At 42.3% G+C, this 14262-nt stretch carries 12 protein-coding genes; 7 read left to right on the forward strand and 5 right to left on the reverse strand.

What is annotated here, in order from left to right:
* The first annotated feature begins 39 nt into the window (after positions 1-39).
* On the forward strand, positions 40-1434 hold the full coding sequence (locus ACRZ9O_RS06045; protein WP_459457351.1) for a Gfo/Idh/MocA family oxidoreductase: 1395 nt from the start codon (positions 40-42) through the stop codon (positions 1432-1434).
* On the opposite strand, the gene ACRZ9O_RS06050 is transcribed toward ACRZ9O_RS06045, so the two are convergent.
* The gene (locus ACRZ9O_RS06050) at positions 1431-2780 is read right to left on the reverse strand and encodes a 3-oxoacid CoA-transferase (RefSeq protein WP_459457353.1); all 1350 of its coding nucleotides are present in this window, start codon (positions 2778-2780) and stop codon (positions 1431-1433) included. The genes ACRZ9O_RS06045 and ACRZ9O_RS06050 overlap by 4 nt on opposite strands.
* A gap of 50 nt (positions 2781-2830) precedes the next feature.
* Between ACRZ9O_RS06050 and ACRZ9O_RS06055 the strand changes: the two genes are divergently transcribed.
* Positions 2831-4012: a helix-turn-helix domain-containing protein gene (locus ACRZ9O_RS06055; protein WP_459457355.1), complete on the forward strand. Its 1182-nt coding sequence runs from the start codon at positions 2831-2833 to the stop codon at positions 4010-4012.
* Between the two features lie 22 nt (positions 4013-4034).
* Here ACRZ9O_RS06055 and ACRZ9O_RS06060 read toward each other — a convergent pair whose 3' ends face one another.
* A complete protein-coding gene (locus tag ACRZ9O_RS06060) occupies positions 4035-4526 on the reverse strand; it encodes an ester cyclase (protein ID WP_459457357.1) in 492 nt (163 codons plus the stop codon).
* Positions 4527-4755: 229 nt separating this feature from the next.
* Between ACRZ9O_RS06060 and ACRZ9O_RS06065 the strand changes: the two genes are divergently transcribed.
* Positions 4756-5712: a Fic family protein gene (locus ACRZ9O_RS06065; RefSeq protein ID WP_459457359.1), complete on the forward strand. Its 957-nt coding sequence runs from the start codon at positions 4756-4758 to the stop codon at positions 5710-5712.
* Here ACRZ9O_RS06065 and ACRZ9O_RS06070 read toward each other — a convergent pair.
* A complete protein-coding gene (locus ACRZ9O_RS06070) occupies positions 5704-6549 on the reverse strand; it encodes a helix-turn-helix domain-containing protein (protein WP_459457361.1) in 846 nt (281 codons plus the stop codon). The genes ACRZ9O_RS06065 and ACRZ9O_RS06070 overlap by 9 nt on opposite strands.
* 115 nt (positions 6550-6664) lie before the next feature.
* Between ACRZ9O_RS06070 and ACRZ9O_RS06075 the strand changes: the two genes are divergently transcribed.
* Both ACRZ9O_RS06075 and ACRZ9O_RS06080 read left to right on the forward strand, forming a co-directional pair.
* Positions 6665-7615 (forward strand): phytanoyl-CoA dioxygenase family protein, encoded by a 951-nt coding sequence (locus ACRZ9O_RS06075; protein WP_459457363.1) that lies wholly within the window; start codon positions 6665-6667, stop codon positions 7613-7615.
* A 60-nt stretch (positions 7616-7675) separates the two neighbouring features.
* A complete protein-coding gene (locus ACRZ9O_RS06080) occupies positions 7676-10054 on the forward strand; it encodes a zinc-dependent metalloprotease (RefSeq protein WP_459457365.1) in 2379 nt (792 codons plus the stop codon).
* On the opposite strand, the gene ACRZ9O_RS06085 is transcribed toward ACRZ9O_RS06080, so the two are convergent.
* Positions 10045-11031: a sterol desaturase family protein gene (locus tag ACRZ9O_RS06085; protein ID WP_459457367.1), complete on the reverse strand. Its 987-nt coding sequence runs from the start codon at positions 11029-11031 to the stop codon at positions 10045-10047. The genes ACRZ9O_RS06080 and ACRZ9O_RS06085 overlap by 10 nt on opposite strands.
* Positions 11032-11343: 312 nt before the next feature.
* Here ACRZ9O_RS06085 and ACRZ9O_RS06090 point away from each other — a divergent pair, with 312 nt between their 5' ends.
* Together ACRZ9O_RS06090 and ACRZ9O_RS06095 are read left to right on the forward strand one after the other, a co-directional pair.
* A complete protein-coding gene (locus tag ACRZ9O_RS06090; RefSeq protein WP_459457369.1) occupies positions 11344-12654 on the forward strand; it encodes a flavin-containing monooxygenase in 1311 nt (436 codons plus the stop codon).
* Complete coding sequence (locus ACRZ9O_RS06095; RefSeq protein WP_459457371.1) at positions 12654-13352, forward strand: alpha/beta hydrolase; 699 nt, start codon at positions 12654-12656, stop codon at positions 13350-13352. Before ACRZ9O_RS06090 ends, ACRZ9O_RS06095 begins: the two co-directional genes overlap by 1 nt.
* On the opposite strand, the gene ACRZ9O_RS06100 is transcribed toward ACRZ9O_RS06095, so the two are convergent.
* Complete coding sequence (locus ACRZ9O_RS06100) at positions 13349-14221, reverse strand: PIG-L deacetylase family protein (protein WP_459457372.1); 873 nt, start codon at positions 14219-14221, stop codon at positions 13349-13351. The genes ACRZ9O_RS06095 and ACRZ9O_RS06100 overlap by 4 nt on opposite strands.
* Between the last annotated feature and the right edge of the window lie 41 nt (positions 14222-14262).

Here is a 14262-nt window from a genome sequence, read left to right on the forward strand (position 1 = left end):
CTGCATTTTTGACTTTAACAGACAAACCTATGTATTCCTATGATTAATCAACAAAATTCACGCCGGGACTTCCTTAAGAATGCTGGCCTTTTAGGAGCTGCAGCAGCTTTCCCTAATATACTTTCGAAATTGCCGGGCGAAAAAGTCAATTTAGCTTGTATCGGTATCGGTAATCAAGGTGGCTTGGATGTCATGTCACTTTACAATACGGGCCTGGCGAATATCGTCGCTCTTTGTGATGTAGATATGGGTGCTCCTCAGACATTAAAGGTCTTAGAAAAATTCCCTGATGTACCTCGTTTCCAAGATTTTCGTCAGATGTTCGACAAAATGGGATCGAAAATTGAAGCCGTTTCTATCGGTGTTCCGGATCATTCCCACTTCCCTATTACGATGATGGCGCTAGGATTAGGCAAACATGTGTTTGTGGAGAAACCAATGGCGCGTACCTTCCATGAAATTGAATTGATGATGGCCGCGGCGCGTAAGCACCCGAAAGTAGTGACTCAAATGGGTAACCAAGGTCACTCGGAAGGAAATTATTTCCAATTCAAGGCTTGGAAAGAAGCGGGCATTATCAAGGATGTGACATCGATGAGCGCCCATATGAATTCGCCGCGTCGTTGGCACAAATGGGATCCTAAAATCACTAAATTCCCAGATGCCGAATCGGTACCCTCTACGTTAGATTGGGATATTTGGCAAGGTGTAGTACAACCACATGATTACCAAAAAGATTTTGTGAACGGCCAATGGCGCTGCTGGTTTGACTATGGTTTAGGTGCACTAGGTGACTGGGGGGCCCATATTATGGATACGGCACATGAGTTTTTGGACTTAGGCTTGCCTACTGAAATCAATATGCTAAGGGCAGATGGTCACAACAATTTCTTCTATCCGATGTCGTCCACGATTCAGTTTAAATTCCCGGAACGCAAAAACATGCCTGCCATGGATATTACTTGGTATGATGGCTTGAACAATATTCCACCAGTTCCAGCGAATTATGGAACAAATGAATTAGATCCGAATATCCCACCAGCTGGCAATGGAAAAATCCAGCCTGCTAAATTAAATCCAGGTAAAATTATTTACAGCAAGTATTTAACGTTCAAAGGTGGATCGCATGGAAGTACGCTTTCGATCTTAGGCGACGCAGCAAAAGATTTGAAATTACCGGAAGTTCAAGCAAGCCCTTCAAACCACTACGCGAACTTCTTAAAAGCATGTATGGGTCAAGAAAAAACCCGTTCACCCTTCGAAATCGCAGGTCCATTAAGCCAAGTGTTCTCGCTAGGTGTTATGGCCCAAAAATTGAATACGAAACTTCAATTCGATCGCAAGACAAAACAAATCACCAACAACTCTCTTGCGAATTCACTATTAGTAGGTGCACCTCCAAGAAAAGGTTGGGAGCAATACTATAAAATCTAAAATTCTGGTACCACATCAGGGATGAGCAATCGTCCAGCAGTGGCTGCTTTAATCTGTTCTATTGAAACCCCGGGGGCGCGCTCTTTTAAAACAAAGCCGCCTTCGGGGTTTATATCTATAACGGCTAAATTCGTGATAACCCGGGTGACGCATCGCTCACCGGTTAAGGGTAAATCGCAGGAAGCAACTAATTTTGATTTACCATCTGAGGACTGATGTAGCATCGCTATGATAACCTTATCTGCCGAAGCGACTAAATCCATCGCCCCTCCCATTCCTTTGACCATTTTTCCAGGTATTTTCCAGTTTGCTAAATCTCCATTTTCAGAGACTTGCATTCCACCTAAGATGGTCACGTCCACATGATCACCTCGAATCATGGCAAAACTTTCCGCAGAACTGAAAAAGGATCCACCTGGTATAATCGTGATCGCTCGCTTACTCGCATTGATTAAATCTGGATCTTCCTGACCCGGCAAGGCCAAAGGTCCGATTCCCAACAACCCATTCTCCGATTGCAAGGTGACTTTTATGCCTTCTGGAATATGGTTCGAGACGAGTGTCGGGATGCCGATGCCTAGATTAACATAGTCGCCATCTTTGATTTCTTTCGCGAGTCTTCTGGCGATGATTTCTTTTTGTTCCTCCTCTGCATGTGGCTTTGCACCAAAGTGTTCGATCGGTTTCACGTACCCAGCACCTTGAAAAATCCGTTGGACATAGATCCCAGGTGTATGAATTTCGTTTGGATCTAAGCTGCCAGCAGGAACTAATTCTTCTACTTCGGCGATGGTGATGCGACCCGCAGGCGCCATGACGGGATTGAAGTTCTGAGAGGTTCCTTTGTAAATTAAGTTGCCTTCGGTATCTCCTTTCCACGCTTTCACAAAAGCATAATCGGCCGTGATAGCCGTTTCTAACAAGTATTTCTTCCCTTCAAAAACGCGGACCTCTTTCCCCTCTGCCACTTCAGTTCCCACCCCCGCAGGCGTATAAAAAGCAGGAATGCCTGCACCTCCACTGCGAATGCGTTCGGCTAAGGTTCCTTGAGGGACTAACTCTACTTTCAGATGACCAGCCAGGATTAATTCTTCTAACAAATGATTTTCTCCCACAAAAGAGCAGGTTAGCTTTTTGATGGCGCGCGAGGCAATTAATTTACAAAGTCCAAAACCTTCGATTCCTGCTTCATTCGAAATACACAGAATTTCTGAGGTACCTGCAGCCAGTAGAGCATCGATCGCATTTTCCGGAATTCCCGTTAAACCAAAACCTCCAAATAACATGGAGGAACCTGAAGTGACATCAGAAAGAGCGTCAAAAGCGGTAGCGTAAACTTTGTTCATTGGGGAAATTAAACATATATCATTATCTTGAGACTGATTAATATCAGGTTTTGGCAATATTAGCTCCGCTGTTCGGCATTTTTACCTCCTTCATACTCTTGTACTATTTAAGTTCTTTAAATAGATCCAATACCTTTTTGGCCTTATTTTTCCTGTGCTGTAATTCCGTTTTGATGGTCTATTTTGGCTTGCATTATAGCAAAATAGTGTTCTGGGAAGGCATCTGTTTTGTGCATTTCTTACCACTTTCCTTTTTGTTAGGACCTGCCTTATTTTTATATATCAAAAACACGGTTTCGGAGAACAAGCGACTACATAGATATGATTTACTGCATCTGATTCCAACAGTTTTCGTTGGGCTAGCCACTTTACCTTTCACGACTTTACCGCTAGCGACCAAGACGGCGATGGCGCATGAGATTGTGAATATTACAGAAGATTATCATTTGAATTTCCAATGGGTGACTTTTGAGCAGATCTTAGTAGGTCGATCCATCCATTTAATGCTGTATTGCCTTGCCTCGATCATTTATTTCTTTTGGAAGAAAAGGTATTTATTAAATAAATACGGCTCATTACCTTCGAATCATCGATTGATTCAAAAATGGATTTTCTCTTTGATCTTTTTACAAATGGTTATCGCGGGGAATAACCTAGGTCACATGTTAACGATATATTCACATAACTACGCGATTTTAGGCATTCCTTCTCATATCATATTTAGTGAAGAGCGTTTCTTTGCAATTTGTGGAGGTGGATTTTTTGTCCAAAACTTCATCTTATTTCTCTTTCCTAAAATCCTCTATGGTAACGTTTCCTACGAGGTAGAATTAAGTGAATCAAACATTTTACAGGAAATCAAAACTAGTTTGCCTAAGAGAACGGTCTTTCCCAGAGAATTTGACAAAGATTTAGAGAACTATCTGAACATGCATCCCTTTGTGAAGAAAGATTTTTCTTTATCCCAAATGTCCTTTGACCTAAAAATGCCGGAGCGTTTTCTTTCTACCTACTTTAACAAGGATTTAGAGAAGACGTTTGGAGAATGGAAAAATGACTTGCGTATTGAATATGCCTGTCAATTAATAGAGGAGGGCAATGCAAAAAAGATCACTATTGAAGCCATCTCAACCGATGCTGGCTTCGTGTCGCGTTCGAAATTCATCGATGCCTTCAAGTCACGCAAAGGAGTGACCCCTTCTGTGGATATTAAAGAAAAGGCAGGAGCCTAAGCTCCCACCATTCCAATTGTTTTTATTGTGCTGCTGGCAGAAGGCCTAATTGCTGCATAAAGACCATGTTATCCATGAAATCTTGCTCTTCAGCAATCTTTCCATCTTTCATTTTGGCAATAGTACAACCAGTCACATCCACTGTCTTGCCTGTCGCCGGAATGCCAAAGAAAGTACCTGTATGCTTTCCTTTGAACTGCCAATACTTCACTAATTTATCGCCGTCAGCAAACATTTCTTTCACGATAAATTGGCGTTCAGAAAAGCCCGTCACATAATTCGAATAATAGGCTTTTGCATTTACCTTACCTTTTACTTCAGGAACGGTGTGCAAAACTGCATCATCCACATAGGCAGAATCAAAGATATCCGTGCGACCTTCATTCACTGCCACATCAAAAACACGCGTATAAAAGGCCATATTCGCTGCACCAAGTTTTGCCTTTTGATCCGCTTCTGATGTGCAGGAGAATAATCCCGCCACCACACAAAGAGATAGAATAATTTTTTTCATTTTGTTGTTTTTTGTTTACCAAAAATAGAAACGCATCCCAGCTGCACAAAAAAATCCAAAAATCATTTGTTCCCATTTGCGCATTTGGGAACAAATCCATGGTTGCATTTCTTTCAAAGTCTCCTGCTTCGCGCGTACTTGCTCTCCTAATCAAAACATAATCAAGAAGCCAGAGGACGTTATTCTTCGGCCTTTTATTTTACCTTTGATAGTATCATATGATACTATCATGAAGCCACCCTACACTATTACCGCCTCCATACTGAATTTAGTTGTTTCGATTTCCCAGAAGATAGGAGAAGCCTCCGCACATTATTTGGACAAACAATCTCCTAAGTTGAGGAAGGAGAATCGAATAAAAACGATTCAGGCGACCTTAGGCATCGAGGGAAATTCACTAAGTGAATCACAGGTACAAGCAATCGACGAAGGGAAAGTATTGATTGGTTTTGAAAGAGATCAAAAAGAAGTCCAAAATGCGCTTGCTTTATATGAACTTTGGAACGAGTTTAACCCGGTAAAAAGCGATTCACTTTTAAGCGCACATCGTATTTTAATGCAAGGTCTGGTGACAAATCCAGGGGAATACCGCAATAGATCCGTAGGAATCGCGAAAGAAAAAATGCTAACACACATTGCTCCACCGGCAGATCGTGTCGCATATTTAATGAACGATCTTTTTCAATATGTGGCAGATGATCCTGATCCGCTTCTGATCAAAAGTTGTGTATTTCATTATGAGCTAGAGTTTATTCATCCTTTTATAGATGGGAATGGTCGGATGGGACGGTTTTGGCAATCTGTCATCTTATCTACATCGCATCCCATTTTCGAATTCTTGCCTTTTGAAACAATTATAGCTTCCTCTCAAACCGACTATTACCTAGCACTCGCCCAAAGTGACGCTGCTGGACAATCCACTCCGTTTATCGAATATATGTTAGGGGTTTTGGACAAATCCTTAGCGCATTTATTGAAAACGACTAATGTGGTTTTATCTGAAACGGAACGCATCGAATACTTTATTTTTATCGGTATGAAAGACTTTTCCCGCAAAGATTACCAACGCGTTTTTAGAAATCTATCTACTGCAACGGCAAGCAGAGATTTGAAAAAAGGAGTATCTCTTCAGTTGTTTTATGCCTATGGCGAAAGAAATGCCACACGCTATCGCGTCTTATTTTAATCGCTGTTTCCTAAATCCAGACGGCGTCTCCCCTGTCCATTTCTTGAAGATCCGATTAAAATAGGAAAGACTCTCGAAGCCAGATTCGAAGCAAGCCTCCGTCACATTCTTATCTTGAATCAAGAGTTTTTTCGCGTATTGAATCCGGTATTGGTTGACAAAGTCTGTGTAGGTGAGTTTCGTCGTTTTCTTAAAATAACGACAAAAGGCGGGTAAGGTAAGGTTTACCTCATCGGCGATTTGCTGGGTGTCGATGGGTTTTTGGAAATTAGTTTCGACGAATTGGTGTATACGGTGCATCCGCTCTTGTTGCTTGAGGATGGTTTGGCTTGAAATGGGGCGAACATCTAGATCCACATATTCGTCTGATTCTGCCAAAAACTGGAAAATGCTCATCAACTCCATAAATTGATGAAAGCGATCCAAATGTTCTAATTTTTTCAAGCGAATACCTGCGATTCGCTTCGTCTCCCCTGTAAAAGCAAGGCCACTTTTCGCACGTTCCATCAAATCCACTACTCTTTTTAATTCCGGAATTCGGATCAAGCCACTTTCGAAATAGGTCTCCGGAAATTGAATCACCACGGTTTCCACGGTTGCCTTTACACCATAATCGAAATTCAAATGCGGAATATAGGAACCGATTAAGGCCAAATCACATCCTTCATAAGTCGATATATGTTCTCCAATGTGCCGGATTCCTTTGTCCGCCTCCACATACACTAATTCAATTTCAGGGTGAAAATGCCAATAGAAAACTTCGTTCAATTTAGGCGTTAATAAGAACCTAAAGGAACTGTCATTATCCGGGTGAATTTGCTCTAGATTCAATTTCATTTGCCTAAAATAGCTAAATATCGAATAAATATATCAATACAGTACAAATAATTATCAATAGAGCAGAAAAAAAGGTGACTTACAGAATCTACCTTTGGAACATAAACAAGAACCTATGAAAACTGACATCCCTAACAACGGCCACTACGATATTCCGGGCAATCCATCCACTGCTAAAAGTAGTACGATCAAATTAAATGACCGTTCAAACGGCGAACCACTACGTGTGTTAAGCGAGGAAGATTGGGCCTTTTGGAAGCATAATGGTTATGTGATTATTAAGCAGGCCGTGTCGCGCGAGCAAGCCTTAAAAACGGCCGCATTTTTATATGAGTTTGAGGAAAAAGATCCCAATGATCCATCTACTTGGTATACCGCACCACGCGCTGAAATGAAAATGAAGGAGCTCGCAAACACCGGAATGGTAGAATGTTATAATAGCCAATTGCAATGGGATAATCGGTCGACGCAGCGGGTATGCGATGCATTTGCGGATATTTGGGGTACCGAGAAATTATGGGTAACCATTGATAGAGCGAATTTGAATTTCCCTATACGTCCAGGCCACGAATACAAGGCTTTTATTCACTGGGATTATGATCCGGAAACAAAGCCAGTGAATGTCCAAGGCGTTTTAGCTTTGGCAGATCAATTAGACGAGAATATGGGAGGCTTCCAATGCATCCCAGAATTATTCCGAAACTATGACACATGGAAATTAACGCAACCAGAAGACCGTAATCGTTTTCTTCCTGACACCTCAGCATTTACACCTACTAAAGTGACACTTGAAGCTGGTGATCTATTAATTTTCAATAGCTTACAGCCACATGGTATCCGAGCGAATAATAGTGACCAAGTGCGTTGTGCACAATATATCTCCATGATGCCAGCGGAAGAAGACAACGAGTCGTTAAAAGAATGGCGCGTAAACTCATGGCGTGATCGCATCGCTCCAGAGGGCTATGCCTTTCCAGGTGATCCGCGCAAATGGGAACAAACGAAATACGAAACGGCTAGACTGAATGCATTAGGCAAAAAGATTCTAGGATTAGATCGCTGGTAATTTTGAAAGCTCGAATTTATTCGGGCTTTTTCTTTTTCGCGTAAATGTCTAAATTGGGATATGAAAAAACTGCTACTCCTATTCGTCCTAATTAGCCTTAGCGCAACCGCCCAAATCGCGGAGAAAGTCAAATCAATGAAAGCCCACACGGGTTATTTCAACTTCTATTACGACGAGTCAAACGATAAGATCTTTTTAGAGGTCAAAAAACTCAACGAAGAGTTTCTTTATACCTATTCCCTCGCGCAAGGCGTAGGAAACAATGACTTGGGCTTAGACCGCGGTCAACTCGGAAACGAGCAGGTAGTTTTCTTCGAGAAACAAGGAAACAAAATCTTCTTAGTACAGCCTAACACTCAATATCGGGCGAATACAAGTAATCCTTTGGAGAAATTATCCGTGCAGCAGGCCTTCGCAAAGTCCGTATTGTACGGATTTAAAATCGAGAGCGCCTCTGATGGTGCCTATTTAATCGACATCACCGATTTCCTGATGCAAGATGCACATGGGGTATTAAAGCGCTTGACGCAGGCGAAACAGGGGTCGTATAGTTTAGATAAGTCCAAAAGTTCTTTGGCATTAGAACGCACAAAATCCTTCCCAAAAAACACCGAATTCGAGGCGCGTCTGACTTTTGCCGGCAATGGCACAGGGGCAGAAATTCGTTCTGTAGCACCAAATGCGGATTATGTGACAGTGGTAGAGCACCATTCCTTCATTGAATTACCAGACAATAAGTACACCCCGCGTTTATTTGATGCCCGTTCAGGAGCGAATGCGATCTCGTTCCAAGACTATTCTTCGCCGGTCAATGAGGTGGTATTGAAGCAGTGGATTACACGCCACCGTTTGGAGAAAAAAGACCCGAAAGCAGCGGTCAGCGAGGCAGTTAAACCGATCATCTATTACTTAGATAACGGCACTCCGGAACCAGTTCGCTCTGCCTTGATGGAAGGTGGCCGCTGGTGGAACCAGGCATTCGAAGCCATCGGTTACAAAGATGCTTTCCAAGTCAAATTAATGCCAGAAGACGCAGATCCGATGGATGTGCGCTACCATGTGATCCAATGGGTGCACCGTTCCACGCGCGGATGGAGCTATGGCTCTAGCATAACAGACCCTCGCACGGGAGAAATCATGAAAGGTCACGTGAGTTTAGGTAGCCTGAGAATCCGCCAAGATTTCTTGATTGCGCAGGCGTTAATGAACGCCCCTTTTGCGGTTGATGGCTCAGCGAATGGACCGATGATGGCGATGGCTTTGGCCCGCATTAGACAACTCTCGGCGCATGAAATAGGCCATACGATAGGCTTTGCTCATAATTATGCGGCTAGTGCCCGCGAGAATACCAGTGTGATGGATTATCCCCATCCACAGATCGATTTCAAAGGCGATCAAATGGACTTCAGCCATGCCTATGACACGAAAATAGGCGATTGGGACAAAGTATCCGTTGACTATGCCTATGGTGACCACAAAACGACAGCTGAATTAAATCAAGTAATAGATAAAGCTTATGCCAAAGGTCTTCGCTTCATCACCGACTCCGACGCCCGCAACCCGGGTGGAGCGCATATTTATGCCCACCTTTGGGACAATGGAAAAACGATTGTAGATGAACTTCAGCACATTTTGCAAGTCCGCAAAAAGGCCATCGCCAACTTCTCCGTTAACAACATCCGACCGAACGAGACCTATTCCCACTTAGAGGACGTCTTCGTTCCCTTGTATTTCTTACATCGCTACCAGACGGAAGCGACCACAAAAATCATAGGCGGATCCGAGTACAATTACGCGGTGAGAGGTGGCAAGGAATTAGTCCTGGAACCAGCTTCAGTGGCCTTACAAACGCAAGCGTTAAAAGCGGTTACCCTGACTTTGGATGCACGCACACTAGCGATCCCAAAAGAAAAATTAGCCTTATTCCCTCCCCGTGCCTTCAACAATGAACGTACACGGGAGTCCTTTAAAGGGAAGACGGGTATCACCTTTGATCCATTCGGAGCTGTGGAATCAGCAGCAGATTTTACGTTGGACTTCTTATTGCATCCAGATCGCCTTTCGCGATTAGCGGGCAATAAAGCGGTGAATGCGCAGCAACTAGGGGTTGCAGAGACTTTGAATGCTTTATTGCAGGCCACTCTATTTACTTCCCATTCAGATCTTTATTTACAAGCCACGCAGGAGACCATCAATTTTAAAGTTGTTTCTTCGCTATTAAATGTGTTGAACGCGCCTACTATTTCTCCTTTAGCTGCAGCAGATGTAGCCTCTTCTGTAAAAAACGTCCGGAATGTCTACAGCAAGAAAACAGGCGCCTATGCGGCCTATCTCGTACAAACCATAGATCAATTCAAAGCGAATCCAGCCGATTGGAAACCGATGCAGACGCCGGCGATTCCGGATGGTGCGCCGATAGGGATGGATTGCTATGAATGAGCCGTAATCTGAGAAGCGCGCATGGCCTTAACCGTTTTATGATCACCCGTATGAGACCATCCGGGTGGCATAAAGAGGTATTTTACTTTATTTAGTAATCCGGGAGCTTGATAAATATCTTTAGCTAATAGGACAATTTCTCCGAAGTAAGCATCACTAAAATTTCCAGGGTCTACTTCACGTGTAATCCCATAAACCACTTTTTCCTCTGCTAATTCTGGTTGGTAGGTTTTGAAAATACGATCCCAAATATTTAACAAATTGCAATAATTGGTATCCATATAGTTCAGGTTCTTCGCATGATGTACGCGGTGATGAGAGGGGGTCAAAATGAATCTTCCCAAAACTCCTAAATCTGCCTTTTTGATCACAGTATCTCCTATATGTATAAATGTACCCCAAGTGCCATCAATAAACATAATAGCAAAAAGCATGACTGGCGGCACACCTAAAACCATACAAATGGACGTTCGAATTATGTCAGCATAGGGCCCTTCTAAAAAGAAGTGTGCCCACGATATGGACAAATTCATAGAAGAAGGAGCATGATGTGTGGAATGTAAACACCAAAATAAGCGCACTTTGTGCGCCAAGAAATGGTACCAAAAATGACCAAATTCCCAAGCAACATAGCCTAAAACAAAACCCCAAGCATTCATAGGCAAAATCCACAAGGATTTACCCTCTAATAATCCAATGCAATACATGATCATCCCGATCGAAATAAATCGACCAATGACCGAATTAAATACGTAGGTGAAAAAGGAAATCTTGTAATCCACTAGCTTCAGTTTGGAAAAAATCACTCCCCTGAAAAACTCGATAAGTAATATTGCGGGAAGTAAGGGTGCGATCAATTGTACGATCCCATCATAGGTCTGAAAAATAGTATAATCCCCTTTTTGAATAAGCTCTACTAGACCCCGGTAATTCAGAAAACCTTTGAATTGTTCGATAATGATTGAGAAAATTTCCATCTATTGACTACTATTTATTGCCTTTATTTTAAAACCCTATCCTAAACAAGCGCCTTTAGGAATCACCAAATTCTAAAAGTCGACTTGAATTTGACTTGATAAATCTGAGATTTATTTACCAAAGACACGAATAAATCATTTATAATCAAAGTCACTTATTCCATTTTACCAAAAAGAGAACCATTCAATTTTAAAAATCAATACTTTCCGAGGATCCAATTTATCTAAATAAGCATTACTCTTTCCGTCATTGACTTTGAATCGATGCTTTTTTAGAGAAAGCAATTTATTATATTTGGCAAAAGAGAATAAATGATGCAAAAAGTGTGCGTAATCGGTGCCGGCCCTTCCGGAATCACCGCATTGAAAAACCTAGTAGATCAAGGCCTGGAGACAATTTGTTACGAATTCAATACCCAAGTAGGAGGTAACTGGGTCTATAATGAGAAAACGGGGCACTCCAGTGTTTTTGAGACGACGCACATCATTAGTTCGAAAACCCTATCGCAATACGAAGATTTTACGTTCGATGACTTTGAAAAAGGGATGCCAGATTATCCATCACACGATCAATTGAGACGTTATTTTCAAGCTTATACAGCCCATTTCAATCTATATCCACACATTCAATTCAGCACGTTAGTGAAATCGTGTGAGCTGGATGAAGCCCAAAATTGGGTAGTGAAAACAGAGCATAATGGCATCGAAAAAACCGAAACATTTACCCACCTTGTAGTATGTAATGGCCACCATTGGCTGCCTAGAATGCCCTATTATCCAGGCGAGTTTACTGGCAATTTGATGCATTCACATGAATTCAAAAAAGCCGAACCATTTCGCGATCAACGCATATTAGTCATTGGAGGCGGCAATTCAGCCTGCGATGTGGCGGTAGAGACGAGTCGTGTGAGCAAAAAAACGAGTATTAGCTGGAGAAGAGGCTACCGGATTGTGCCTAAGTTTTTGTTTGGAAAACCAAGTGATGTAGTGGCTTCAGGGTTAGCTTGGCTACCTACGCGTCTGAAATTTTTCTTATCGGAATTATCCGTTAAGATTTTCTCAGGATCGAATGAAAATTATGGACTTCCTGAGCCTGAGCATGCTATCACAGGTACGCATCCCACGATCAATGAAGAATTATTGTATAAAGTAAGGCACGGCAAGGTATTCCCTAAGCCCGATATCGATCATTTTGAAGGCAAAAACGTTCATTTTAAAGATGGATCAGTAGAAGAATTTGATACCATTATTGCCTGCACTGGGTATATTTTAGAGCATCCCTTTTTCCGAAAAGACTTCCTGAATTATAGTGAAGGAGATGTGCCTTTATATTTGAAAATGTTGCATGAAAAATATGACAATCTGTATTTTGTAGGCATGTTCCAGCCTTTAGGTTGCATTTGGCCGGGTTCAGAATTGCAAAGTAAAATTGCGGCGAGGGCGATTAAAGGGCTTTGGAAAAGACCAGAAAATATTGCTGAATTATGCCAAAGAGAGGTCACCCATCCACACCTCCATCAAATCAAAACACCACGACACACGATCACGGTTGATTTTCATTTATTTGTAAAACAATTGAAAAAGCATTTGCCTAAAGATTACGTTAGCAAATCTGCGGTCTAATGAAAGAGACGATTGTGTTCGTTCATGGTATGTGCCACGGCGCTTGGTGCTGGGAAGAACATTTTATCCCTTATTTTGAGAAATTAGGGTATAACTGCATCGCAATTAATCTTCCTGGCCATGAAACGCCGGGAAGTACACAGCGCATTTCGTATGCTTTAAACGAGTATGTTCAAGCGCTGCATCAGGCCGTAGCAAAATTAGATCACCCTCCTATCATTATCGGTCATTCTATGGGCGGAATGATTCTGCAACGCTTTCTGAAAACAGGTTCCTGCAAAAAGGCCATTTTGATGTCATCTGTACCTCCTACAGGTGCTTTATTCGCTAGTCTTCGAGTGATTTTTAAGCACTTAGGTACTCTCCCTTATTTGTTCACAGGTGACCTAATAGGCGTTTTTCGCAAGTATCCACTACTCATGTTTAATGATCCCAAAATCGCAGATCGATTCTCACCCTTTATGTGTGCAGAATCCTTCCTCGCCTTCCTCGGTTTAGTTGTTCCCATTTCCCATAAAATCACCACACCATTGTTAGTAATCGGCGGCTCACAAGATCAATTGATAACAGTAAAGGAGTTCGCCCAAACAGCTAATCGCTACGCTGCAAAACTCGAAATCATCGAAGGCGGGTCACACGATTTAATGCTCGATGAGGATTTTGAGAAAACAGCCAAAGTGATACTCGAGTGGATTTAATCCGCTTTTAACATAGGAAACAATCTTCGAATATCGGCTTCAGTAGGTTGCGTGCCATATTCACAAATTTCAAAGGCCTCCGCATAAAGCGCTTTAGCTGCACGAGTCGCTCCATACCATTTTTCGAGGGACTTTTGCACTTCTTGATTAGGCTTCGAAACCCGCTTTTGCAACAAGTAAGCCTTGTATTTCGATGGGTCTTTGGGAACCTCTTCTTCATAATTTCCTACCCAAGGCAACCACTCATAAAACTGCGATTGATGCGCATCTAATCCGGCTATTTTCTTTTCAATCACTGGTGTGATATCGACAGCAATATCGGCTTGAAAAGGATTGGGCTTTTTGAAATTATCTTGAAAATATAAGAAGACTGGATTTTTTCGCAAAGGTTCTATGTCTGGAGCGACATTGGGAACTCCCACCATAAAGGCGGCATCCTGCACTAAAACGCCCGTATAGCGATGATCAGGATGGTAATCATTAGACCGAGGAGCAATGACAACATCCGCCTTCCATTCCCTGATTTTACGAATAATTTGCAATCGAATTTCTAAAGTGGGTAACAACTCCCCATCGTGATTATCTAACACATCATACGAAACCCCCAAACGCTTAGCCACTTCCTTCGTTTCCGCAATCCGACGTTTAGCTAACATTCCGCCTCCCTGAGACTGGTGACCTGCATCCCCATTGGTAACGGATAAAAACTTCACTTGGTGACCCATTTCTACAAACAAGGCTGCTGTACCGCCCCCTTTTATATCACAATCATCTGGGTGAGCTCCAATAAAGATAATACGCAATGGCTTAGTTTGCGCCTGAATGCCCAAGCTAAAGCATAGGCATAAGCATACGATTAAGTTTTTCATTTTCATAGGTTTAGTGTTCAATGTTAGGGAATAAAGTAGAA

The organism is Aquirufa sp. HETE-40SA (assembly GCF_054558635.1).